Origin of the sequence: Methylorubrum rhodesianum (genome assembly GCF_014199985.1) — a bacterium.
In the GTDB taxonomy this organism is placed as follows: Bacteria; Pseudomonadota; Alphaproteobacteria; order Rhizobiales; family Beijerinckiaceae; genus Methylobacterium; species Methylobacterium rhodesianum.
Window position 1 is genome coordinate 15,647 of sequence record NZ_JACHOS010000023.1, and the last position, 22,789, is coordinate 38,435.

Genomic DNA, 22,789 nt, shown 5'->3' on the forward strand with positions numbered 1-22,789 from the left:
GCTTCTATACGCCTCGCGCCACAGCGCCAGGGGTGATCGGTGCAAGGCCGGTATCCGGCCAGGATCGGCGCCGGGACGAGGCCGTCCTCAAGTCAGTCCTGCCAGAATGCGGGCGGTCGCTCCCTGAGGATCCGACCCGCGCATCACGCCGCCCATGATTGCGACGCCCGTTGCCCCGGCTTCCCGGCAGGCGCGGGCATTGTCGGCGTCGATCCCGCCGAGCGCGAAGACCGGCAGGCCGTGCGCGGCGGCGCGCAGGGCCGCGACGCCGAGCGCGGGGCCGTAGCCGGGCTTGCTCGCAGTCGGAAAAATCGGGCTGAGCGTGGCGTAATCGGCACCTGCCGTCTCGGCCGCCGCGATCTCGGCCACCGTATGGGCCGAGACCCCGATCAGCGCCGCCGCGCCGAGCGTCGTCCGCGCCGCGCGGATGCCGTCGCTCCCGGCGGAGCCCGGCAGATGCACGCCCTGGGCGCCGATCTCCGCCGCCAGTTCCACATCCCCGCCGACGACCAGACGTCCGCCGACCGGCGCCAGGATCGCGACCAGGTCGCGGCTGAGATTTCTGCGCGCCTCCCGATCGAGATCGCGGTCGCGCAGCCAGACGAAGCGCGCACCGCCCGCGACTGCCGCGCGGACGGTGTCAGGGAGCGGCCGGTCGGCACCGTGGCGGTCGGTGACGACGAGGAGGGGCGGAAGCGCCACCCAGCCTCAGGACCCGACGAGGCCGAGCTGCGGGCTGGACGGTTCGGCCCGGCCACGACGGGGGATGCGTCCTGCCAGATGCGCCAGTCGACCCGCCTCGACGGCATGGCGCATGGCATCCGCCATCCGCACCGGATCGTCGGCCTTGGCCACGGCGGTGTTGATGAGGCAGGCGGCCGCCCCGAGCTCCATCGCGATCACCGCGTCCGAGGCCGTGCCGATGCCGGCATCGACGATCACCGGCACCTTCGCCCGGCGGCAGATCAGCTCGATATTGGCCGGGTTGGCGATGCCCATCCCGGAGCCGATGAGCGAGCCCATCGGCATCACCGCCGCACAGCCGAGATCGGCCAACCGCTCGCAGATCACGGGATCGTCGTTGCAGTAGGGCAGAACGGTGAAGCCGTCATCGACGAGGTGGCGGCACGCTTCGAGCAGCTCGGTGACGTCCGGGTAGAGCGTCTCGCGGTCGCCGATGACCTCGACCTTGATCCAGTCGGTGCCGAGGGCCTCGCGGGCGAGTTCGGCGGTCATGATCGCGTCGCGCGCCGTCTCGCAGCCGGCGGTGTTGGGCAGGAAGCGGGCGCCCTTCAGCTTCTGGAAGGTGTCCGAGCCGTGGCCCTGGAGCGAGACCCGGCGGATCGAGGCGGTGACGACCTCGGCGCCCGAGGCGCGCACCGACTGGGCCATGATCTCCTGGCTCGGATAGCCCGCCGTCCCGATAAACAGCCGTGAGGAGAGCCGGATGCCGGCAATCTCCAGGGCGTCGTCCCCGGCGGCAGTCTGCGCGAGGGTGGTGTCGTGATGGTTCATGCGCTCAGCCTCCCTGCATGGCGCGGACGATCTCGATGCGGTCGCCCTCGTTAAGTGCTGTCCCGGCCCAGGCGGCCTTGCGCACGACTCGTCCGTTGACGGCGATGGCGATGCCCTCGGAACTCTCGATGCCCCGCTCCTCGGCCTCTTCGGCGAAGAGGGCAGCGAGGTTCGGCGCCTCGCGCTCGCAGGGCTCTCCGTTGACGGTCAATCTCATGCCACGGCCCTCCCCCGGCCTTCACGCGATGCTGAGAAGCGCGCCCGCCCGAAGCCGCGGGCGAAGTCCGGCAGATCTCCCTCGCCGACGAGCGCGGCGACGGCGTCGGCGGTCGCGGGGGCGAGCAGGTAGCCGTTGCGGTGATGGCCGGTGGCGACGACGAGGCCGGGCGCCGCCTCCTCGATGATCGGCGCGTCGTCGTCCGAAGTCGGGCGGAAACCGCTCCAGACCGCATCGATCTCCATCTCCTCGATGCCGGGCAGGACCCGCCGCGCCCCTTCCAGCAGGGCGAACAAGCCGCCGGCGGTGACGCCGCTGTTGAAGCCGCAATCCTCTACCGTCGCGCCGACGATGAGGTGCCCGTCGCCCTTGGGCGCCATATGCACTGCGTCGGTCCAGACCATGCGGGACAGGGTGCCGGTCCGCTTCGTGGTGCGCAGCGCAAGCGACTGCCCCTTGAGGGGGCGGACCGGCAGCGCGAGGTCATCGGGCAGCAGGCCCGCCTCTCCGCTCCAGGCCCCCGCGGCCAGGATCACCGTCTCGGCGGCAAGGGCGCGGCCGGCGGCACGCAGACCGCTGACGCGGCCGCCCTCGCTCTCCAGCCCCTCCACCGCGACGTTCTCGACGATGGTGACGCCCGCCGCTTCGCAGGCGCGGAGCAATGCCTCCATCACGAGGCGGGGATCAACCTGCGCGTCCAGCGGACAGAGGATGCCGGCGGTGACGTTGGGGCGCAGCAGCGGCTCGCGCACGCGCACCTCGGGACCGGACAGCCACTCGGCGGCGACGCCCGAGCGCCGCTGCAGGTCGTGGCGGAAGCGCAGACGCTCCACCTCGTCGCGCCCGATAGCGATCACCAGGGTGCCGTCTTCGCGGTAGTCGATCCCCCGGCCCGACGCCACCTGAAGCGCGTCGCGGAAAGCCGGCCAGCGGCGCAGGGATTCGAGTGCCAGGGGCAGCAACAGGTCGGAGCCGGGCTCGTGCTCGGCGGCGGGCGCGAGCATACCGGTGGCGGCGAGGCTCGCGCCGCTGCCGACGCTGCCGCGCTCCACCACCGTCACCGAGCGGCCGGACTGTGCCAGCCGCCACGCGATCGACAGGCCGATCAGCCCAGCCCCCACGATCCCGACGTCGGTGCGCTGCGGTAGCTCGGCCGCGCGCGGGCGCATCGAGAGGCTACGGCGCTGGCCGATCGGCGAAGTCAGCAAGTCGGACATCGAAAGGGCCTTCCGCGGATCTGCCCGCAGGAACCGGCACCATGTGCTTCCCGAAGAAGCGAGGTTCGCTCGATCGAGCGGCCCTCAGGTCCAATCCCTACGCCGGTATGAGCCGGATCAGGTTCGAAGGATTTCCGCGCTGCCGGTGACGGCGATAGCGGTTTCTCAGCCCCTTGTCGGGGATCTCCCTGGAACACCTCGGATGTGGGCCCAGCCGGTCGCGCGGTCAATCCCTCGCGAACCGGGATCGAGCGATTCGGTCTTCCGACGCACCGCACACGACGTGCGAGCGGGGTGGCCAGCGGGCGATCGTCGAACGATTTATTCCGCCGCAGCGGCCTTCGCGGCCGGCCGCCGCCCCGGTCGATAGACGGTCATCGGCTCCTCGAACCCGTCGAGGGCATGGCTTCCGAGCGGCTCCGGATCACCCCAGAGGAAGTCGACGAACGGCTTCGACATCAGCAGCGGCTCCTGAAGCGTGCGGTTGAGCCGCGCGAGCCGGCTCGCCAGATTCACGTCCCGGCCGATCACCGTGAAATCGAGCCGAGTACCGGACCCGACATTGCCGTAGGCCGCCTCGCCGTGATGCAGGGCGATGCCGGCATCGACCGCCGGCTCTCCCTCGCCGAAGCGCCCGACCGCGTTGGCCTCCGTCAACGCCGCGAGCGCCGCCTCCGCCGCCGTCAGCGCGCTCTTGGCTGCGCCGCCGAGGTCGTCCCCCGACTCGCGGAAGATCGCGAGCAGGCCGTCGCCGAGATATTTCAACACCTCGCCGCCCTCCCGCTCGATCGGCGGGACGAGGCAATCGAAGAAAGCGTTCAGGAGATCGACTGCGCCCTCCGGCGTCCGCCCGGCGGACAGGCGGGTATAGTCGCGCATATCCGCGAACAGGATCGCCGAGCGGATGCGGCGGACCTGGCCACGCCGGATGTCGCCCGAGAGGATCGCCCGATGCGGCTCGTCGCCGACATAGATGCGCAGCACCGTGTCGAGCTGCTTGTTGAGGAGCCGCATCTCCATCACCGCGGCGAGCGCGGGCATGACGAAGCGCAGGATCGCGATGTCGTCGTCGCGAAAGCCTCCATCGGCACGCGTGGCGAAGGTGATGCCGTTCTTGGTGCCGTTGGTGAAGATCAGCGGGGCGATAAGATAATGCGTGTACCCGGCCGCCTTCAGTTCGGGGATGATCGCGTAGGCGTCGTCGGGTGTCTCGGCGAGATCGAGGCTCAGCCACTCGCCGGTTTCATGGACGGCGTAGAACGGGCTCGCCTGATAAGCCTTCGCGGAGACTTCGCCGTGGGGGAACAGCCGGACCGTCGAGCCGGCACCGCGGGTCCAGACGCGGCCGACACCCGAATATTCCGAGTGAAGCGTGTCGATGGCGGTGGAGGCGCGATCGATCGGCACGCCGATGGCGTTGAGACGCTCGGCGAGCCCCGCGAGCAGGTCGTCGGCCTTCGGCAGCCGGGCGCCTTCACCGAGCAGCCAGTCGCGGATACCAACGCAGGGTTGAAGCGCTCCGAACGGGACGTCTTCGGCTTCCGATCCGTCGGCGAGAGCCGTCGGCGTTGGTCTCGGGGCGTCCGCGTCGCGCATCGGGGGAAGGTGGGTCCTCGGATCGCCAAAGCAAGGCTTCGCGCCGGTCACGACACGGGCTCGAAGCCCGTGTCCGGCGACGGCTTCCCGGCAGGCCGTTTGCTTAGCGGGCAAGCTTGGCCGCATCGTGACATGAGCGCCGTCCGGTGCCGACACGGTGGACGCAGTGAGGCAACGGAATCAAGAGGTTTTGCTCGGTCGACCGTCGACTGAATGACAACGCCACGACGACGCCATCACGGGGCACAAGAACGCGGAGGAGAATCCCCCAAGAGAATACTGCACTTGCGAAAGACTCGAATGTCTCCGATAAAAAGGGGACTTCGCTTCAATTAACTTTTCCTATTTTTCATCCCGTGTCGAACCAGTCTTTCACCTTCACGTCTGAAGCCGACGGCTTCGAGGGCTATCAAGCGCTCTACGCGAGCGGAGCCGACGTCACGGCGACCGGCGCACCGTTTCACGCGCGGGTGGAGGCGCATCGGTTCGGCCGGATGAATGTGTTCGAGCGCGCCTTGAGCGGTGTCGAGCATCGGCGCGACAAGACCCGCGTGAGACGCGATGGATTCGATCACTTCACGCTCCAATACCTGCGCGGCGGCACCTTCCACGGCGGCGCCCTCGACGCGGAGCGCCGCCTCAGCCCCGGCGACATCATTCTGTTCGATCTGACCCGCCCGCAGCGCACACGCCTCGAATCGGCGCGCACCGTCACCGTCAGCCTGAGCCGGGAGCTCGTCGAGGCCGCCGCCCCCGAGGCGAGCCGCTATCATGGGCAGATCCTGCCCGAGGCGGCATCGGGACTGCTCGGCGATCTGATGGGTTCTCTCGCCCGACGGGCGGGGGCGACGACGCCCGACAACGCGGCAAACATCGCCCGCGCCCTCACCGAGCTGCTGGCCGGTACGCTCGGGCAGGTCCGGCTCGACGACGAAGCCTCGGGCTCCGTCATCGCCGATTTGCGGCGGCGGCGGGCGGAAGCGTTCATCGAAGCTCGTCTCAACGACCCGTCCCTGGGCGTCTCGGCGGTGGCCCGGGGAGCCGGGTTGTCGCGCAGCGCGCTCTACCGCCTGTTCGAGCCCATGGGGGGCGTGGCGCAGCACATCCTGAGCCGCCGTCTCGAACGGTTGAGCGCGGCGCTGCGCAACCCGAGCGAGACGCGCTCGGTCACCACGCTCACCTTCGATCACGGCTTCGCCAGCGAGAGCCATTGTAGCCGAGCCTTCCGCGGCACCTTCGGACTGCCGCCGGGCCGCTACCGCGCCGAGATGCGTCATACCTGGGCGGGCGGGCGGAGCGAGCCTCGGCCCGGCGAGAGCGCCGCGAGTTTGATGTCCATGTGGTCGCGCGCCCTCGCCTGACCCTGTGACCCCATCAGCCTTCAAAGCTTCGCCCCCGTCCACGGCGCCCGCAGGGGGCGGACTCGCGGGATGGCCGCTCGTCGCGCTGCTGGCGACGATACAGTTCGCGGCGTTCAGCGACCGCTTCCTTCTCACCTTGGTCGCCACCCCGCTCAAGCAGGCCCTGGCACTGAGCGACACTCAACTCGGGCTGCTCCAGGGCTCGGCCTTCGCCCTCCCCTACGCGCTCGCCCTGCCGCTCCTCGGCATCGTTGCCGATCGCGGCCGCCAGCGCGGTCTCCTCCTGGGCGGCCTCATGCTGTGGGGTGGAGCGACCTTCGCCAGCGGCCTCGCGGGCGGGTTTGGCGCACTGCTCGCCGCGCGGCTCGCACTGGGGCTCGGCCAAGCAGGTTTCGGCCCGGCGGCGCTCTCCCTGATGAGCCTGCACCTGCGCCCGGAGCGGCTCGGACGGAGCCTCTCCGCCCTCACCGCCGCAGCCACGCTCGGGCGCAGCGTCGCCCTGCTCGCGGGCGGCGCCGTGCTGGCATGGCTGACCGCGCGCGGCGGCCTCGCTCCTCCGGGCCTCGACCCGCTCGCCCCGTGGCAGGCCCTCTTCGTGCTCGCAGGGCTGGCGAATCTTCCTCTCGCCCTTCTCATCCTCCGCATCCGGACGAGTCGGCACGCAGCCGCCCCTCGGCGGGGACAGGAGAGCCGCGGGCCGCACGGATCGTCGCTTCGGGGCGCTGTAGCCTGGATCCGGCGGAGGCGACGGGCTTACCTGCCGCATGCCGTTGCCGCCACCGCCGCGGTGCTGATGACCCAAACCCTCACCGCCTGGGCGCCGACCTTCTACGTCCGCGCCTTCGGCTTCAGCCCGGCGGAAAGTGGCCTGCGTCTCGGCCTCTTGGCGCTGATCGCCGCGCCGCTCGGGCACGCCGCAGGCGGGTTCGCTCTGGACCGACTGCGCAGCGCCGGACGCGCGGATGCGGCGCCGCTGCTTCTGGCGCTCGGTCTGATCCTGGCCGTGCCGGTGACCGCGCTCGTGAGCCTGAGCCCCGACCTGTCCCTGTCGCTGCTAGGCTTCGCCGGCCTCGTCGCACTGCTCGGCTTCACCAGCCCACCCGGATTGGCCGGCATCCAGATCCTGACCCCGCGAAGGCTGCGTGGCCGAGTCAATGCCCTCTTCCTCGCGACCGTCACTCTAGCTGGCTTCGGCCTCGGGCCGCTCCTCGTCGGCCTCCTTAGCGATCACGTGTTCGGGGAGGCGGGCCTGGGGTTCGCCCTCCTCGCGGTGTACGCGCTCGTCGGAGGGTTGGGCGTCCTGTCCGCCGCATTCGCGCGCCGCTTTTGGCGCCCGACCCCTCGGCCCACCCGCTGAAACGAGAACGGCCGCCCCGAGGGGCGGCCGGTTCGTCGTCCGGATCAGTTGTCGAGGAAGCTTCTCAGCTTCCGCGACCGGCTCGGATGCTTCAGCTTGCGCAGCGCCTTCGCCTCGATCTGGCGGATGCGCTCGCGGGTCACCGAGAATTGCTGGCCGACCTCCTCAAGGGTGTGGTCGGTGTTCATGCCGATGCCGAAGCGCATGCGCAGAACGCGCTCCTCGCGCGGCGTCAGCGAGGCGAGCACGCGGGTCGTGGTCTCGCGCAGGTTCGACTGAATCGCCGCATCGATCGGGAGGACGACGTTCTTGTCCTCGATGAAGTCGCCCAGATGCGAATCTTCCTCGTCGCCGATCGGCGTCTCGAGGGAGATCGGTTCCTTGGCGATCTTCAGGACCTTGCGGACCTTCTCCAGCGGCATGGCCAGCTTCTCGGCCAGCTCCTCCGGGGTCGGCTCGCGGCCGATCTCGTGGAGCATCTGGCGCGAGGTGCGGACGATCTTATTGATCGTCTCGATCATGTGCACCGGGATGCGGATGGTGCGGGCCTGGTCGGCGATCGAGCGGGTGATCGCCTGCCGGATCCACCACGTGGCGTAGGTCGAGAACTTGTAGCCGCGGCGGTACTCGAACTTATCGACCGCCTTCATCAGGCCGATATTGCCCTCCTGGATCAGGTCCAGAAACTGCAGGCCGCGGTTGGTGTACTTCTTCGCGATCGAGATCACGAGGCGCAGGTTGGCCTCGATCATCTCCTTCTTCGCCTGGCGGGCCTCGCGCTCGCCCTTCTGCACCATGGCGACGATCTTGCGATACTCGCCGATCTGCAGGCCGGTCTCGGAGGCGAGCGTCAGGATCTGCTCGCGCAGGTCCGCGACCTGACGGCCGCCGCGCTCGACGAAGTTCTTCCAGCCCTTGCCGCCCAGCGTCGCGACGCGGTCCATCCAGTTCGGGTCGAGCTCGTAGCCCTGGTAGTGGCGCAGGAACTCGTCGCGGGCGACGCCGTGGTGCTCGGCAGCGCGCATCAGGCGGCCCTCATGGCTGATGAGGCGCTTGTTGATGTCGTAGAGCTGCTCGACCAGCGCCTCGATGCGGTTGGCGTTGAGCGAGAGCGACTTCACGTCGGTGACGACGATGTCCTTCAGCTCGGCCTGCTTCTTGGTCTGGGCGGACGTGACCGTACCGCCGCCGGCCTTCAGCTCGGTCTCCTCGTTCTGGAGCTTGCGCAGCTTGCGGTAATTCGAGGCGATGTTGTCGAAGGTCTCGAGAACGCGCGGCTTGATCTCGGCCTCCATGGCCGCGAGCGACACGTTGTTCTCCATGTCGTCTTCGTCGTCGCCGCCCTCCGGCGGGACGGCGCCGTCGCCCTCCTCGGATTCCTCGCTCTCCTCGGCCTCGCCACCCTGCGGCGCGCCGCGGGCGTCGGGGCCGGCATAGGTGGCCTCGAGGTCGATGATGTCGCGCAGGAGCACCTTGCCGTCGACGAGCTCGTCGCGCCAGATGATGATCGCTTGAAAGGTCAGCGGGCTCTCGCACAGGCCCGCGATCATCGCCTCGCGGCCGGCCTCGATGCGCTTGGCGATCGCGATCTCGCCCTCGCGCGAGAGCAGCTCCACAGAGCCCATCTCGCGCAGATACATGCGCACGGGATCGTCCGTGCGGTCGGTGGGCTCGCGGGTGGTGGGGGTCGCCACCGCGACGGCGCGCGAGCCGGACGCCTCGGCGACCTCGCCGCCCTCCGCGCTCTCCTCCTCCTCGGAAGCCTCGCCGTTGGCCTTGGCTTCGGTCGCGGTCTCTTCCGATTCCTCGGCCTCGACCACGCGGATGCCCATGTCGTCGAGCTGCGCGAGCACGTCCTCGATCTGGTCGCCGTCGACCTGACCGTCGGGGAGAACTTCGTTGATCTCTTCGTAGGTGACGTAGCCGCGCTTTTTCGCGAGCTTGACCATCCGCTTGACCGCGGCATCCGTCAGGTCAAGGAGCGGGCCGTCCGTCGGTTGATCCTGGGCGGCGTCCGCATCGTCCCGCTCGGTTGCCTTCGTTGCCATGCTCAGCCTATTGTTCTCGTGGCGGCGCCGCAGGCTGAGCCCGCGCGCTCCGCGAAAGACCCGTCGCAATGTCGTGGAATGGCGCGCTTGTCGAGTGCCCGCGCCGATTCTCGTTCATTCGCTCTAACTTGCCGTGCGTTGACCGACCGTTAACCAAGTCGGCGTCCCGCCGCCGTCACCCTCCGGTCACGCCGGCACGAATTCATTCATCCTGAGAGACCTCCGCTTCCGCCTCGGCCGCGGCGATCACAGCCAATTGCTGCTGTACGTCGCACAGCCAAGCGAAATTGGCCTCGGACCCATCCTCGGCAAGAGCTCTCTCAGCTTGGTGGAGTTCGCTATGTAGCGCTCCTGCCTGCCGGTGCAAGATCACGGCTTGATGCAGCGTATGTTCCAGGCGCTGCGGATCGGCGTTCGGATCGAGCATCCAGCGGTCGCCGGGATTGACCAGGCCGAGCAGCCGGGCATGCGCCTCCTCCAGCCCGGCCCGGCGCAGCCGGGCCTCCAGCAATTCGGGCTCCGGCGTGCCGGCCTCCGCCGCCCGGTCGAGCAGCAGGGTGCGCAGCGCGCTGGCGTCCGGGTTGACGAGTTCCAGGGCGGCGAGAGCCTCCTCCTCGATTCCGAGCAGCTCGGGATGCGCGAGCAGGCTCATCACGATCATCGCCTCGCGCTTGGCCGCCCGCCCTCCCGCGGCCGGCACCGGCGCTGCCGTCTTCAGGAGCGGGTTGAATCCGGTGGTGATGCGCGGCGAGGGCGGCGGGTCGCCGGGCCGCGGCCGGCGCTGAAACGGCGCGCCGCGCGGTCCGGCGGCCCGCCCGCCGGCCGAACCTCCGGATCGTCCGCCGGAAAACTCCCGCGCCTGACCGCCGGACAATCCCCGCAAGCGCTCCTCGATGTCGTCGCGGTAGAAGCGACGCACGGTCTCGTCGCGGATTCCGGCCACCGCCTCCCTGAGGGTTCGGGCGAGCCCGGCCCGGCGCTCCGGCGTGTCCAGGGTGGCCGCCTCGGTCTCGCGGGCCCACAGCATCTCGACGAGAGGTCGCGCACCCGAGAGCACCGCCTCGATCGCCGAGGGACCGCTGGCGCGCATCAGGTCGTCCGGGTCCTGGCCCTGGGGCAGCATGGCGATGCGCAGGGACTTGCCGGGCTCCAGCATCGGCAGGGCCACATCGAGGGCGCGGAAGGCGGCGCGCTGGCCCGCGCCGTCGCCGTCGAAGCAGAGAATCGGCTCGTCGGCGTGACGCCAGAGCAGGGCGAGCTGATCCTCGGTCAGCGCCGTGCCGAGGGGCGCCACCGTCTCGGGATAGCCCGCCAGCGTCATGGCGATGACGTCGACATAGCCCTCCACCGCGATGATCCGGCCGCGGTCATGCGCGCTCTTCCGGGCGGCGTGGAGATTGTAGAGCATCCGCCCCTTGTGGAAGAGCGGCGTCTCCGGCGAGTTCATGTACTTCGCCTTGGCGTCCGCCTGCATCGCCCGACCGCCGAAGGCGACGACCCGGCCGCGGATGTCGAGGATCGGAAACATGACCCGGTCGCGGAACTTGTCGTAGGGCACGCTCACACCCTCGGGGGCCGTGAGCAGCCCGAGCTCGAGCATCAGGTCGCGATCGACGCCCTTGCCCGCGAGGAAGTCGCGCAGGGCGTAGCGGCCGGAGACCGCGTAGCCGAGCCGGAATGTCTTGCGCGTCGCTTCGCCCAGGGCCCGCCGGTCGAGATAGGCCCTGGCCTCGCCGCCGGCTGCCCCTCGCAGCTGCTCCTCGAAATAGGCGGCAGCCAGTTCCATGACTTCGAGGGCGCCCTTGCGCCGCTCCTCGGCCTGCTCGCTCTCCACCGTCATCTTCGGCAACGCGACGCCCGCCTCGCCGGCGAGGCGCTCCACCGCCTCGGGAAAGCTCAGGCCCTCCGTTTCCATGACGAACCGGAAGATGTCGCCGTGCTTGCCGGACGAGAAGCAGTGATAGAACTGCTTCTGGTCGTTCACGTAGAACGAGGGAGTCTTCTCGGAATTGAACGGCGACAGGCCGCGCCACTCGCGGCCGGCCTTCTTCAGCCGCACGCGGCGGCCGACCACCTCGGAGGTGGGAACGCGGGCGCGGATCTCTTCGAGGATGTGGGGCGGGTAGCGCACGGGGGCTCTGCCGGAAGCGGATCGGGTGAGGGATCACTTGGACGACGAGGACCGGCCTCGGCCGCGCAGTGTAGCCGAGAGGGCCTGCCCGAGTCTTAAAGCGTGGCGCGGAGCTTTCGCCCGAGCGATGCGTTGGCGGCTCGATGTCAGTGACCCTGCCTCTTCCGCAACGCGGCATCGCCCGCCGCCCGCTCCTCGGCCTCGGCCTGCTGGGCGCATTCGTCCCCGGACTCGCCTGTAAGGCGGAGGCCGCCGAGGACCTGTCCGCCGTGCTCGATCCCTCCGCCCGGGTGGAAACCCTCTACGATGACGGGGCGTGGTGCGAGGGGCCGGTCTGGGCGCCGGCCCTCGGCGGCCTCGTTTTCAGCGACGTCCGGCGCAACCGGATGATGGTCATTCGCCGGGGCGGACGCGCCGAGGTGTTCCGCGAACCCTCCGACAATGCCAACGGCAACACCCTCGACGGGCAGGGCCGCCTCCTCACCTGCGAGCACCGCACCTCGCGCCTGGTGCGCCGGGAGGCGGACGGCGCGCTCACCGTCCTGGCCGAGCGATTCGACGGCGGCCGGCTCAACTCGCCCAACGATGTGATCGTGGCCCGCGACGGCGCGGTCTGGTTCACCGATCCGACCTTCGGGATCACGCAGGCCGACGAGGGTCAGCCGCGCGCTTCCGAGCAGAAGGGACGCTTCGTCTTCCGTCTCGCGCCCGACGGTCGCCTCACCGTCGCGACGGATCGGTTCGTACAGCCCAACGGCCTCGCCTTCTCGCCGGACGAACGCACCCTCTACGTCAGCGAGGCGGGCACCGTAGCCCGAGCGAATACGTCGAGCGAGATTCGTGCCTTCGATGTCGCCGACGGCCGGCTGTCCAATGACCGCGTCTTCGCGCACGTGACGAACGGCGTGCCGGACGGGATCAAGGTCGATACCGATGGCCGCGTCTATGCCGGGACCGGCGACGGCGTGAGGATCTGGGCGGCGGACGGCCGCCCGCTCGGCCACATCCCGACCGAGGGGCCCTGCGCCAACGTCGCCTTCGGCGGTCCGGATGGACGGCAGCTGTTTCTCTGCGCCGGCAAGAGAGTGCTCGCCGTCGAGACCAAGGTTCGCGGCGCGGCGGTCCGCGCGTGAGGCGCCGCCCATGACGATTCGTTTCGCCCGTCGCACGCTGCTGGCCGGCACCGCGGCTCTCGCCACCGCGCGGACGATGGCAGCGAGGCCGGTCAGCGCCCAACCGGCGTCCGATCCGGTCGGCATCCTCGATCTGGTCGTCGGTGCCCGGGCGCCGACGACGCCGACCGGGCTGACGCTCTCGTCCGACGGCAGGATGTTCCTGTTCATGCCGCGCTTCGACGAGAAGACGGTCTTCACGGCGGGCGAGCTGTTTCCTGACGGTCGGGTCGCGGCCTATCCGAGCGACGCCGCGAACCGACCCGACCCGGCCCGCCCGGCCGAGACCCTGTTCCACGTTCCCAACGGCGTCTTCGACCGGAGGAATCGTCTCTGGCTGCTCGATGCCGGCCTGATGGCCTCCTCCGGCGAGCCGGTGCCCGGCGCGGCCAAGCTCGTCTGCATCGATCCGGCGACCGATGCGATCGTGCGCACGATCTCCCTGCAACCGGTCGTGACGAAGACCTCCTCGCTCAACGACCTGCGGGTCGATGTCCGGCCCGGGCGCGAAGTCGCCTACCTCACCGATCAGGGCCAGACCGGCGAGGGCGCACTGATCGCCGTTGATCTCGCGAGCGGCCGCGCCGTGCGGCGGCTCGCGGGCCACGCCAGCACGCGATCGGTCGACGGCATCCTCAAGATCGTCGAGGGCCGGGTGCTGATGAAGCGCGAGGCCGACGGCACCACGAGCCCGATCAAGGGCGGCGCCAACGGCATCGCCCTGAGCCCCGACGGCGCGCGGCTGTATTACACGCCGCTGATGAGCCGAAGCCTCTACGCGGTCGAGACGGCCGCGCTGCTCGATCCCGCGAAGGACGATGCGGCGGTCGCGGACACGGTGACGGATCTCGGCGAGAAAGGCCTCACGGGCGGGCTGATCGCCGATTCCCGCGACCGGGTCTATCTCAGCCTGCAAGAGTTCAACGGCATCGGCCGGCGTGACCCGGACGGCCGGATCGAGGTCGTCGCCACCGATCCGCGCCTGATCTGGCCGGACACGTTCTGGATCACCGGCGACGGCTGGCTGTACCTGTCATCCGCCCAGGCCAACCGGCGGCCGGAGCACAACGGCGGAATCGACCGGCAGCAGCCGCCCTACGCGATCTTCCGGATGCGGATCGATGCAGGGCCGGCGTGAGCCGCTCCCGGTCCCACCCGTCATCGCGAGGCCGGGCCGAAGCGATCCAGTCCGCACCTGTTCAGAACCGGTCGCGGCGCTGGGTCGCTTCGCTGACGTTCGCGATGGCGGAGCCGCAACCTACTTGCCTGCCAGCGCGTCCTTCACCAGTGCGCTGGCGCGGCCGAAATCCATGCGGCCGGTATATTTGCCCTTCAGCGCGCCGATCACCTTGCCCATGTCCTTCGGGCTCTCGGCGCCGGTGTCGGCGATGGCGTCGGCGATCGCCGCACGCATCTCGGCCTCGTCGAGCTGCTGCGGCAGGAAGGCCTGGATGATCTCGGCCTCCGCGCGCTCGCTCTCCGCGAGCTCCGGCCGGCCACCCTGCTCGTAGACGCCCGCAGCCTCCTGGCGCTGCTTGATCATCTTCTGGAGCAGCGCGAGGATTTCCTCCTCGCTCGTCTCGCTCTTGCCCTCGCCGCGTGCGGCGATGTCGCGGTCCTTGAGCGCCGCCTGGATCATGCGCACGGTCGAGAGCTTCTGCTTCTCGCCGGACTTCATGGCCGCCTTCATCTCGGCGGTGATGCGCTCGCGCAGCATGATGATCGAACTCCAGTCAGATGATTCGGCGTAGCCGCCCTGCTTGTCCAGGGCATTGCGCAGGGCTGCTTCCGCGCCCAGATTGACCCGGGCGCGGCCGGCTCGCTATGAGCCCCGCGAGATATCGCCTTGCCCCGCGGCCCGCTATGCGGCCGCGCGAGGCGGCGGACATAAGCCGGATCGGACCCATGCTGCAAGACGAACACGCGACCCTGCGCGCCGATCCCGCGCGCACGAACCCGGAACCCAAGACGCCGGAACCTTGGAGCGAGCCGCTGGTGACGGCGCTGCTCGTGCTCGCCGACGGCACCGTGCTCGAGGGCTTCGGCATCGGCCAGACCGGCATCGCCGACGGCGAGGTCTGCTTCAACACCGCGATGACCGGCTATCAGGAGATCCTCACCGATCCGTCCTATGCCGGACAGATCGTCACCTTCACCTTCCCGCATATCGGCAATGTCGGCACCAATGACGAGGATCTGGAGAGCCTCGATCAGGCCCCGGCCTCGGGCGTGCGCGGCGCGGTGATCGCATCCGCCGTCACCAAGCCCTCGAACTGGCGCTCCTCCTCGCATCTCGACGGCTGGCTCAAGGCCCGGGGCATCGTCGGCATCACCGGCATCGACACCCGGGCGCTGACGGCGCTGATCCGCGACCGCGGCATGCCCAACGCCGTGATCGCCAACGATCCCGAGGGCCGGTTCGACCGCGAGGCCCTGAAGGCCCGCGCCGCCGCGCTGGCGCCGATGGAAGGGCTCGACCTCGTGCCGCCGGTGACCTCCCGCGACGTCTCGGCCTGGACCGAGACCGTCTGGGCGGTGAAGGGCGGCTACGGCTCGCGGGCGGCGGGCCAGGGCCTGAAGGTCGTGGCGATCGATTACGGTGTGAAGCGCAACATCCTGCGCCTGCTGGCCGAGGCCGGCTGCGACGTCACCGTGGTGCCGGCCACCACCAAGGCCGAGGACATCCTGGCGATGAAGCCGGACGGCGTGTTCCTTTCCAACGGCCCCGGCGACCCGGCCGCGACCGGCGAATACGCCGTGCCGGTGATCCGCAAGCTGCTCGATGAGCGGGTGCCGACCTTCGGCATCTGCCTCGGCCACCAGCTCATGGGCCTCGCGCTCGGCGGGCGCACGGTGAAGATGGGCCAGGGCCATCACGGCGCGAACCATCCGGTGAAGGACCACACCACCGGCAAGGTCGAGATCGTCTCGATGAACCACGGCTTTGCGGTCGATCCCAAGAGCCTGCCCGCGACCGCGGTCGAAACTCACGTCTCGCTGTTCGACGGCTCGAATTGCGGCCTCTCGCTCACCGACCGTCCGGCCTTCTCGGTGCAGCATCACCCGGAAGCCTCTCCCGGCCCGCGCGACAGCCACTACCTGTTCGAGCGCTTCGTGAAGCTGATGCGCGAGAACCGGCCCGAAACCACCGCCTGAGACTCCCGGGGACGGCGGCCCGAACGCCGCCGTCCCCGTGTCACAAAAAACCCCACCTTGCCCCCCATCCCCTGGTTCATGGCCGGATCGGACAAGAATCAGCGGCCGGTATCATTGGGGGCTTGCCGGATGACGCTCGACGACGCGCGCGACGACTTCTCGCGCCTGCATCGCCTGTTCACCTTCCACCTCGGCGTGGCGGTCGGCCTCGCGTGGCTGACGACGCTCTATGCCGCCGCCTCGGCGCCGTGGGTGCGCAACATCCGCGCGCTGATCGACCCGGCCGGACCGGTGCGGATCGAGAGCACGCTCTCCTACCTGTTCGTGATGCCGGCCGTGCTGACCCTGGCCTGGGCCTCGGCCTATTTCGGTCGCGAGACCATGCGCCGCTTCCAGACCCTGCCGAATCAGACCCTCGAATTCGCGGCTGCGGCCATGGTGGCCTTCGGCGTCTTCTACCTGTCGATCGACCGGGCGGTCGCCGTCATCAGCGCCGGGTTCTGAACCCGCCGTCGTGCCGGGGCTTCGACCGGCACTCACGCCTCCGTCAAGCGCCTCACCGCATCGTCGGCGAGAAGCCGCAGGAGCCGCTGCTCCGCCGCCGTATCCGCGGCGACGACGACGCCGCCGCAGACGCTGTCGCGGCCGCTGAAGGCGTAGCGCAGCACCGGCGCGGGCCTCAGCCCGCCCGCTCCCGTCGCGCAGAAGCCCTGCATCGCGTGCGGCCGGTCGTTGCGGCCGATCGTGGCTTCCATCCCCGCCGGTTGCCCTTTCAGCGGAACGGCGAAGACGTCGAGCCGCCGCCCGTCCTGCTGGGCCAGCGCCCGGCGCGGGCTCGCGAGGGCGACGAGCGTATCGGGGAGAAGATGCAGCCGCCCCTCGAAGGACAGGGCACGTCCCGGCCGGGCGAAACGATCGATCACCGCCAGACCGCTCAGGTCGTCGAGTACGACGAAGAGGCGGGCATGGGCGTAGTCCGGCCCGTGCACCGTGGTGGCGAGCCTCATGGCTTCGGCCCCGTCGAGCCTCACCTGTGCCGTCAGCATCCCTGAACCGGCCACGGTCTCGCACCCGTCCGGGAGGGCGACATTGTGGGCGCGGGCCGAGAGCAGGTGATGGCGGGCCGGGCCGACCTCGACACCCTCGGCACCGCCACCCTCCGCGATCCAGCGCCGCGAGCCGGTGGCGAAGGTGAAGGAAGTGCAGTCGCGGTGGCCGTGCGGCGATTGCGCCGCGTAGGTGAGGGCGAAGTGTCCCCAGCCGCGCTCCATCGCGTCGTGGCGCAGCGCGAACATGCCGGCGGTACGCGCCTCGGGACGCGGTGTCGTATCGCGTTCCGCCACGAGGTCCCGATCGGGCGACGAGAGCCGGGCGATCCAGCCGGCATGGTCGAGTCCCGCGGGTGCATCGCCGAATGGGGGGAAGCGTCCGCCCGGATCGAGCAGGCCGGCGAGCCCCGGCAGCGCCGCCTCGACGCGGCGGCGGATCGTCGGGCCGGGCTCGGACTCGTCGAGGGCCGCGGCAATCGCCAGCCCGTGGCTCAGGAGGTCGAGACGCCGCACGGGTGAGGGTTCGGCGAAGGCGCCGTCCTCGGGCAGGAGCGCGTCGAAGCCGTGGGCGAGGCCGTCGCGGGCGAGCGTGTCCCAATGCCCGGCGAAAGGGAAACCGGGAAGAGCCCGCGCGAGCACGAGGAGAGCGGCCGCCGTCTGGAGGCCGTGCAGAGCCCGAGCCAGGGCGTTCTGCCCGACGATCTCGGCGAGCGCGAAGCCGTGCCGGGCGGCCTCCGCGGCGATCTCGGCTTGGGCGGGCTCGTCGCCCTCCGCGATCAGGCTCGCCAGGACGTCGCCCCGGGGTGCCAACGACGCCGGGTGCAGGCTGAGCCCGTCCGCCGGCCGTCCCCAGGGATTGGCTCGCGACCAAGCGACGGCAATGCTTCGGGCACGAACCGCGCCGCCCGGGAGAGCGGCGAGCGGCTGCAGCCATGCCAGGGATTGGTAGGCAAGACGCCACGCCACGGAGCGGAACGGGTCCTCGCGCCAATCCGGCGCCTCCGGCAACGCCCAATCCGGCAGGCCGGCAAGGCTCAGGACCACGCTGTCGCCCTCGATGCGCGCGCTCCGATCCGGCCCGGCCCGCAACGCGCGGGCGCGGGCGAGGATCGGCGGGGCCCCCGCACCGGGACGCGCCAGCCACGCGGCGGGCGTACCCTCCGGCAGGCCCATCCGGTCGGCGAGGCGCGCAAGGAAGGCGGGCGCGTCGAGGAGTTCGTCCTCGCACAGGCTCTCGAGACGGAAATCATCCTCGAGCGCCAGTTCGAGCAGGCCGATCAACTCGGCCTCCGGCGGATCCTCCGCATCCTCCCAGACACCGAAATGCAGCTCGACGGCCGCCGCGCCGGGCGGCGGACGCAGGATCAGGGTGAAGCGGCGGGCCTGCGGCTGGGCCGACAGGTTGATGACCGCCCCCAGCCCCGGCACGGAGACCGCGTTGGCATAGGGCGGGGCGATCTCTCCCCCCGCCCGATCCCGGTAGACGAGCCGCACGCGCGCGGCGTGCTCGTCGGCCCTGGCCGCGTAGATCTGACCGCGCAGCACGAGGGCGGTCTCCTCGGCGAGCGCGAAGCCGAGCCTCACCCCTTCTCCGCCCAGCAAGCGCCGACGCGGCGCCGGCCCGGTATCGGCCGAATCGGGGCGCAGCACCGGATCCGCGACGGTGAAATCGTGGCTATTGCGCCAGGAGCGCAGGGTGACGACGACAGCGCGCGCCTGATCGGGGACGCGGAAGGCGATGCGGAACGGCGCGGGCCCGAGCAGCGCCGGCCCCGGAATCCAGGCGACCTGCGGATCGAGCAGGCTGCGGGCGAGACCCGGGACATGGTCGAGATCTAGGCTGGAGCCGTCCGCTGTCAGGAACTCGAATCCGGCGGCGGCGGCATCGACGGCGAGCGCCGCCTCCTCGTCCTCGTCGAAAGCGAGACCGAACTCCAGGCAGGCCCAGCGGCCTGAGGGGAGATCGGAAAATCTCAGTCCCACCCGCGAGAAGCGGTTGTTGGGCGTGATGCGGTGCAGCCCCTCGCCTCTCCCCGGCCCGGCGCCGCCGGCATAGCGGGCAGGGGCCGGCAGAAGGGGTGCCGCCCCCTCGGCGCCGTCCACGTCAGAGACCGCCGCACCGGCCCGCTCGTCGATCTGGTCCATCACCCGCAGGCGCTACCGCCAGGGGCGGGCCTGTCAAGGTACGAGCCAGCCTCGTGCAAGATTGCCTACCTAAACCTCCCCTCCGACGCAGGGCGAACCGTTCGGGCCCGCCCGCGTCCCGCGTTTCTCCGGAGGCCCTCGGATGGGGGCGTTGCCATGACAACCGGCGTCTACCTGTTCGATCTCGCCTCGCAGCACGCGCGCTACCTCGCGACGCGGCAGGCCACCATCGCCGGCAACGTCGCCAACGCGAACACGCCCGGCTACAAGGCGCGAGACGTGATGCCCTTTGCCCAGGTCCTGGCCCGGACCGGGCTCGACATGGCCTCGACCGCCAAAACCCATATCGAATCCCAGGGTACGCGCATTCCCGTGCGCGAGGCCAAATCCAGCGAGACCTGGGAGGTGCTGGAATCGTCGAGCGCCGTCAGCCTGGAGCAGGAGATGCTCAAGGCCGGCGACGTCTCCCGCCAGCACAACCTCGACACGGCGGTGGTGAAGTCGTTCCACCGCATGCTGATGGCCGCGGTGAGAAGCGGATCATGATCGATCCCCTGCTCTCCGCCTCGCGGCTCGCCAGCGCCGGCCTCGAAGCGCAGTCGCTGCGCATGCGGGTCGTCTCGGAAAACCTTGCCAATGCGCAATCGACCGGCGCCACGCCGGGCGCCGACCCCTATGCCCGCAAGACGGTGACGTTCCGCTCCGAGCTCGACCGGGCCGCGGGCACCGCCTCGGTGAAACTGCGCGAGATCGGCACCGACACCGCCCCGTTCCGCACCGAGCACGACCCCGCCAATCCGGCGGCGGACGAGAACGGCAACGTCAAGCTGCCGAACGTGAACATGCTCGTCGAGATGGCCGACATGCGCGAGGCCAACCGCTCCTACGAGGCGAACCTCCAGGTCATCAAGCAGGCCCGGGCGATGGTCGCCAGCGTCATCGATCTCCTGAAGTCCTGAGACCGCCCGCGATGATCGAAGCCCTCACCTCGCTCGCCGCCTTCGACAAGGTCGCCGGCACCTCGTTCGCCGAGACGGCGCCGGCCCAGAAGGCCGCCTTCAGCCCGTCCGCCGTATCCGGCATCGCCGGGACCGCCCCGACGGCGCCCACCGATTTCGGCGACGTCATGGCCCAGGTCGCGGCCAGCGCCCGCGACGCGATCCGCGGCGGCGAGGCCACGGCGATCTCCGGCATCCAGGGCAAGGCGACCGCCCAGCAAGTGGTCGAGGCGGTGATGTCCGCCGAACAGAGCCTGCAGACCGTCGTGGCGATCCGCGACAAGGTCGTCGCCGCCTACCTCGAACTCAGCCGCATGCCGATCTGATCGGTCACTTCAAGGATTTTTCGCCATGCGCGCTCTCGCCATCGCCGCCACGGGCATGTCCGCCCAGCAGCTCAACCTCGAAGTCATCGCCAACAACATCGCCAACCTGAACACCACCGGGTTCAAGGGTGCGCGGGCCGAATTCACCGACCTGCTCTACCAGGCCGAGCGGCAGCAGGGCGTGCCGAACCAGGCGGGCCAGGAGGCGGTGCCGGAGGGCGCGATGCTGGGGCTCGGCGTCCGCGCCGCCGCGATCCGCAACCTGCACCGGCAGGGGTCGCTGGCCAATACCGGCAACCAGCTCGATCTCGCGGTGAACGGGCGCGGCTACTTCCAGATCACCAGCCCGGCAGGCGAGATCAACTACACCCGCGCCGGCTCGTTCAACAAGAACAACGCCGGCCAGCTCGTCACCATGGAAGGCTATGCCGTCGATCCGGCGATCCTGATCCCGCAGAACACCACCCAGGTGACGATCAACGAATCGGGTCAGGTCTTCGCCAAGATCGACGGCCAGGTCGCGCTGCAGAACATCGGTCAGCTCACGCTCGCCAACTTCGCCAACGAGTCGGGCCTCGAACCGCTCGGCAACGGCCTCTACCGCGAGACGCCGGCCTCCGGCGCGCCGGTCGTCGGCAATCCCGGTGACGTGAGCTACGGCCGGCTGCAGCAGGGCTACCTCGAAGGCTCGAACGTCGACCCGGTGAAGGAGATCACCAGCCTCATCACGGCCCAGCGCGCCTTCGAGATGAACTCGAAGGTGATCCAGGCCGCCGACGAGATGGCCGGCACGATCTCCAAGGGCATCCGCTAGCGCCCGCGGCGTCCCCCGCTGCGTCGTCTCCCGCCCCCTCCTCCGGCGCGATTTCCCATGCTCCGCAAGACCTTTCTCCGCGGCCTCGTGCTCGCCGCCCTCGCCGCCGGCCCGGCTCACGCCGCCGAAGGCATGGCGAATGCCGAGCTCATGCTGCCGGTGCCCACCGTCACGATCTATCCCGGCGACACGATCAAGGAATCGATGCTGCGGATGCAGGCCTACCCCGCGACCTACCGGGCGCGCACGGCCGTGATCGACGCCGCCGCGGCGATCGCCGGCCGCACCGCGCGGCGGATGCTGCTGCCGGGCGAGCCGGTGCCGGTCAACGCCGTGGACGATCCCCGTCTCGTCAGTCGCGGCGCACCGACGCAGATGATCTTCGAGGAGAACGGCCTCGTCATCACCGCCGTGGGCGCACCGCTGCAGAACGGCGGCCTCGGCGAGACCATTCGCGTGCGCAACACCGACACCAACCGCATCATCCTCGGCACGGTGATGGCCGACGGCCGCATCCGGATCGGCGCGCAATGACACCCCTTCGCCGCCTGTTTCTCGCCGTTCTGCTGGGCCTGCTCACCGGGCTCGGCTTCGCGTTCATGACCGGTCCGGTCTTCGCGGCCGGCACCCGCATCAAGGACATCGCCACGCTCAAGGGCGTGCGCGACAACCAGATCTTCGGCTACGGCCTCGTCACCGGCCTCCAGGGCACCGGCGACACCCTGCGCAACGCGCAGTTCACCGAGCAGTCGCTGCAATCATTGCTCGACCGGCTCGGCATCAACGTGCGCGACGCGCGCCTGCGCACCCGCAACATCGCCGCCGTGATGGTGACCGCCGACCTGCCGCCCTATACCGGCACCGGCTCGCGCATCGACGTCACCGTGACCTCCATGGGCGACGCTACCTCGCTGCGGGGCGGCACGCTGCTGATGACGCCGCTGACCGGCGGCGACGGCCTCGTCTACGCCGCGGCGCAGGGGCCGCTCGCGGTCTCGGGCTTCTCGGTGCAGGGGCAGGCCGAGCAGTTGACGCAAGGCGTGCCCACCGCCGGCCGCATCCCCAACGGTGCCCTGGTGGAGCGCGAGGTGCCCGGCACCTTCCGCGATCTGCCCGAACTCGTGTTCGAGTTGAAGAACCCCGACTTCAAGACCGCGACCCAGATCTCGGACGCGATCAATGCCTGGTCGCTGGGGGCCTTCGGCCGGCGCATCGCCAGCGCCCGCGACCAGCGCGCCGTGGTGGTGATGCGCGGCCGCCAGATGGCGCAGACCCGGCTGGTGGCGCAGATCGGCGATCTGACGATCCAGCCCGACACGCCGGCCCGCGTCGTCGTCGATCAGCGCACCGGCACGGTGGTGATCGGGCGCAACGTGACGATTTCCACCGTCGCGGTGACGCACGGCAACCTCACGGTGCGCGTCACCGAGGCACCGGAGGTGTCGCAGCCCGAGCCCTTCTCCAACGGCCAGACCGTGGTGGTGCCGCGCACCGAGGTGGCGGCGCGGGAGGAGCGCGGCAAGCTCGCCATCCTCGGCGGCTCCGACCTGCAGACGCTGGTGCGCGGCCTCAATCAGGTCGGGCTGAAGCCCACCGACATCATCGCGATCCTGCAGGCGGTGAAGACCGCCGGCGCCCTCCAGGCGGAGCTTGTCGTCCAATGACGACATTTCTTTCCCTGTCATCC

The 22,789-nt window shown here is 70.2% G+C and carries 21 protein-coding genes and 1 riboswitch; of the genes, 12 read left to right on the forward strand and 9 right to left on the reverse strand.

Annotation, left to right across the window (positions count from 1 at the left end; genetic code table 11):
- Window positions 1-87 precede the first annotated feature (87 nt).
- The 5 genes from HNR01_RS24625 to HNR01_RS24645 all read right to left on the reverse strand — a co-directional run bounded on the left by HNR01_RS24625 (window position 88) and on the right by HNR01_RS24645 (window position 4,545).
- Window positions 88-702, reverse strand: a complete 615-nt coding sequence (locus HNR01_RS24625; RefSeq protein ID WP_183670364.1) for a thiamine phosphate synthase — start codon at window positions 700-702, stop codon at window positions 88-90.
- Between the two features lie 6 nt (window positions 703-708).
- Complete coding sequence (locus tag HNR01_RS24630) at window positions 709-1,515, reverse strand: thiazole synthase (protein WP_153876033.1); 807 nt, start codon at window positions 1,513-1,515, stop codon at window positions 709-711.
- A 4-nt stretch (window positions 1,516-1,519) separates the two neighbouring features.
- Entirely contained in the window at window positions 1,520-1,732 is a 213-nt protein-coding gene (gene thiS / locus HNR01_RS24635) for a sulfur carrier protein ThiS (protein ID WP_017487321.1), read from the reverse strand.
- A complete protein-coding gene (gene thiO, locus HNR01_RS24640) occupies window positions 1,729-2,949 on the reverse strand; it encodes a glycine oxidase ThiO (RefSeq protein WP_183670367.1) in 1,221 nt (406 codons plus the stop codon). Before thiO ends, thiS begins: the two co-directional genes overlap by 4 nt.
- A gap of 76 nt (window positions 2,950-3,025) precedes the next feature.
- Window positions 3,026-3,148, reverse strand: a riboswitch (TPP riboswitch).
- A 122-nt stretch (window positions 3,149-3,270) separates the two neighbouring features.
- Window positions 3,271-4,545 (reverse strand): adenylate/guanylate cyclase domain-containing protein, encoded by a 1,275-nt coding sequence (locus tag HNR01_RS24645; RefSeq protein ID WP_183670369.1) that lies wholly within the window; start codon window positions 4,543-4,545, stop codon window positions 3,271-3,273.
- A 356-nt stretch (window positions 4,546-4,901) separates the two neighbouring features.
- Between HNR01_RS24645 and HNR01_RS24650 the strand changes: the two genes are divergently transcribed.
- Window positions 4,902-5,906 (forward strand): helix-turn-helix domain-containing protein, encoded by a 1,005-nt coding sequence (locus HNR01_RS24650; RefSeq protein WP_183670371.1) that lies wholly within the window; start codon window positions 4,902-4,904, stop codon window positions 5,904-5,906.
- 4 nt (window positions 5,907-5,910) lie between these two features.
- Complete coding sequence (locus HNR01_RS24655; RefSeq protein ID WP_183670373.1) at window positions 5,911-7,263, forward strand: MFS transporter; 1,353 nt, start codon at window positions 5,911-5,913, stop codon at window positions 7,261-7,263.
- A 44-nt stretch (window positions 7,264-7,307) separates the two neighbouring features.
- On the opposite strand, the gene rpoD is transcribed toward HNR01_RS24655, so the two are convergent.
- Together rpoD and dnaG are read right to left on the reverse strand one after the other, a co-directional pair.
- Window positions 7,308-9,311, reverse strand: a complete 2,004-nt coding sequence (gene rpoD, locus HNR01_RS24660; protein ID WP_017487326.1) for an RNA polymerase sigma factor RpoD — start codon at window positions 9,309-9,311, stop codon at window positions 7,308-7,310.
- 202 nt (window positions 9,312-9,513) lie between these two features.
- Window positions 9,514-11,442, reverse strand: a complete 1,929-nt coding sequence (gene dnaG / locus HNR01_RS24665) for a DNA primase (protein WP_183670375.1) — start codon at window positions 11,440-11,442, stop codon at window positions 9,514-9,516.
- Window positions 11,443-11,585: 143 nt separating this feature from the next.
- On the opposite strand from dnaG, the gene HNR01_RS24670 reads away from it, so the two are divergent.
- On the forward strand, window positions 11,586-12,575 hold the full coding sequence (locus HNR01_RS24670) for an SMP-30/gluconolactonase/LRE family protein (RefSeq protein WP_183670377.1): 990 nt from the start codon (window positions 11,586-11,588) through the stop codon (window positions 12,573-12,575).
- A 10-nt stretch (window positions 12,576-12,585) separates the two neighbouring features.
- Entirely contained in the window at window positions 12,586-13,752 is a 1,167-nt protein-coding gene (locus HNR01_RS24675) for an L-dopachrome tautomerase-related protein (protein ID WP_183670378.1), read from the forward strand.
- Window positions 13,753-13,872: 120 nt separating this feature from the next.
- Here the strand turns inward: HNR01_RS24675 and HNR01_RS24680 are convergent, their stop codons facing one another.
- The gene (locus tag HNR01_RS24680) at window positions 13,873-14,331 is read right to left on the reverse strand and encodes a GatB/YqeY domain-containing protein (protein WP_017487330.1); all 459 of its coding nucleotides are present in this window, start codon (window positions 14,329-14,331) and stop codon (window positions 13,873-13,875) included.
- A gap of 188 nt (window positions 14,332-14,519) precedes the next feature.
- On the opposite strand from HNR01_RS24680, the gene carA reads away from it, so the two are divergent.
- Together carA and HNR01_RS24690 are read left to right on the forward strand one after the other, a co-directional pair.
- On the forward strand, window positions 14,520-15,770 hold the full coding sequence (gene carA, locus HNR01_RS24685) for a glutamine-hydrolyzing carbamoyl-phosphate synthase small subunit (protein ID WP_153876027.1): 1,251 nt from the start codon (window positions 14,520-14,522) through the stop codon (window positions 15,768-15,770).
- A 129-nt stretch (window positions 15,771-15,899) separates the two neighbouring features.
- Window positions 15,900-16,274, forward strand: coding sequence for a hypothetical protein (locus tag HNR01_RS24690; protein WP_017487332.1), 375 nt, complete (start codon window positions 15,900-15,902; stop codon window positions 16,272-16,274).
- A gap of 32 nt (window positions 16,275-16,306) precedes the next feature.
- Here the strand turns inward: HNR01_RS24690 and HNR01_RS24695 are convergent, their stop codons facing one another.
- Entirely contained in the window at window positions 16,307-18,964 is a 2,658-nt protein-coding gene (locus HNR01_RS24695; protein ID WP_183670380.1) for a heparinase II/III domain-containing protein, read from the reverse strand.
- Between the two features lie 156 nt (window positions 18,965-19,120).
- Between HNR01_RS24695 and flgB the strand changes: the two genes are divergently transcribed.
- The 6 genes from flgB to flgI are packed head-to-tail and all read left to right on the forward strand — an operon-like array spanning window position 19,121 to window position 22,766.
- Complete coding sequence (flgB, locus tag HNR01_RS24700; RefSeq protein WP_183670382.1) at window positions 19,121-19,510, forward strand: flagellar basal body rod protein FlgB; 390 nt, start codon at window positions 19,121-19,123, stop codon at window positions 19,508-19,510.
- Entirely contained in the window at window positions 19,510-19,923 is a 414-nt protein-coding gene (gene flgC / locus HNR01_RS24705) for a flagellar basal body rod protein FlgC (RefSeq protein ID WP_183670425.1), read from the forward strand. The genes flgB and flgC overlap by 1 nt, the downstream gene beginning before the upstream one ends.
- 11 nt (window positions 19,924-19,934) lie before the next feature.
- On the forward strand, window positions 19,935-20,288 hold the full coding sequence (gene fliE, locus HNR01_RS24710; RefSeq protein ID WP_183670384.1) for a flagellar hook-basal body complex protein FliE: 354 nt from the start codon (window positions 19,935-19,937) through the stop codon (window positions 20,286-20,288).
- 25 nt (window positions 20,289-20,313) lie between these two features.
- On the forward strand, window positions 20,314-21,102 hold the full coding sequence (flgG, locus tag HNR01_RS24715; protein ID WP_017487337.1) for a flagellar basal-body rod protein FlgG: 789 nt from the start codon (window positions 20,314-20,316) through the stop codon (window positions 21,100-21,102).
- Window positions 21,103-21,159: 57 nt separating this feature from the next.
- Window positions 21,160-21,636, forward strand: coding sequence for a flagellar basal body P-ring formation chaperone FlgA (gene flgA / locus HNR01_RS24720; RefSeq protein WP_096483802.1), 477 nt, complete (start codon window positions 21,160-21,162; stop codon window positions 21,634-21,636).
- Window positions 21,633-22,766 carry a flagellar basal body P-ring protein FlgI gene (gene flgI, locus HNR01_RS24725; protein ID WP_017487339.1) on the forward strand — a complete coding sequence of 378 codons (1,134 nt, stop codon included), beginning with the start codon at window positions 21,633-21,635 and terminating at the stop codon, window positions 22,764-22,766. Before flgA ends, flgI begins: the two co-directional genes overlap by 4 nt.
- The last annotated feature ends 23 nt before the right edge of the window (window positions 22,767-22,789 follow it).

Bases quoted from the DNA above. Each gene is read 5' to 3' on its own strand.
- carA (WP_153876027.1), top strand. From the start codon at position 14,520: ATGCTGCAAGACGAACACGCGACCCTGCGCGCCGATCCCGCGCGCACG.
- HNR01_RS24670 (WP_183670377.1), top strand. From the start codon at position 11,586: ATGTCAGTGACCCTGCCTCTTCCGCAACGCGGCATCGCCCGCCGCCCG.
- flgI (WP_017487339.1), top strand. From the start codon at position 21,633: ATGACACCCCTTCGCCGCCTGTTTCTCGCCGTTCTGCTGGGCCTGCTC.
- flgG (WP_017487337.1), top strand. From the start codon at position 20,314: ATGCGCGCTCTCGCCATCGCCGCCACGGGCATGTCCGCCCAGCAGCTC.
- HNR01_RS24630 (WP_153876033.1), bottom strand. From the start codon at position 1,515: ATGAACCATCACGACACCACCCTCGCGCAGACTGCCGCCGGGGACGAC.
- flgB (WP_183670382.1), top strand. From the start codon at position 19,121: ATGACAACCGGCGTCTACCTGTTCGATCTCGCCTCGCAGCACGCGCGC.
- thiS (WP_017487321.1), bottom strand. From the start codon at position 1,732: ATGAGATTGACCGTCAACGGAGAGCCCTGCGAGCGCGAGGCGCCGAAC.
- HNR01_RS24675 (WP_183670378.1), top strand. From the start codon at position 12,586: ATGACGATTCGTTTCGCCCGTCGCACGCTGCTGGCCGGCACCGCGGCT.
- HNR01_RS24690 (WP_017487332.1), top strand. From the start codon at position 15,900: ATGACGCTCGACGACGCGCGCGACGACTTCTCGCGCCTGCATCGCCTG.
- rpoD (WP_017487326.1), bottom strand. From the start codon at position 9,311: ATGGCAACGAAGGCAACCGAGCGGGACGATGCGGACGCCGCCCAGGAT.
- fliE (WP_183670384.1), top strand. From the start codon at position 19,935: ATGATCGAAGCCCTCACCTCGCTCGCCGCCTTCGACAAGGTCGCCGGC.
- HNR01_RS24695 (WP_183670380.1), bottom strand. From the start codon at position 18,964: ATGGACCAGATCGACGAGCGGGCCGGTGCGGCGGTCTCTGACGTGGAC.
- HNR01_RS24680 (WP_017487330.1), bottom strand. From the start codon at position 14,331: ATGCTGCGCGAGCGCATCACCGCCGAGATGAAGGCGGCCATGAAGTCC.
- HNR01_RS24645 (WP_183670369.1), bottom strand. From the start codon at position 4,545: ATGCGCGACGCGGACGCCCCGAGACCAACGCCGACGGCTCTCGCCGAC.
- flgA (WP_096483802.1), top strand. From the start codon at position 21,160: ATGCTCCGCAAGACCTTTCTCCGCGGCCTCGTGCTCGCCGCCCTCGCC.
- thiO (WP_183670367.1), bottom strand. From the start codon at position 2,949: ATGTCCGACTTGCTGACTTCGCCGATCGGCCAGCGCCGTAGCCTCTCG.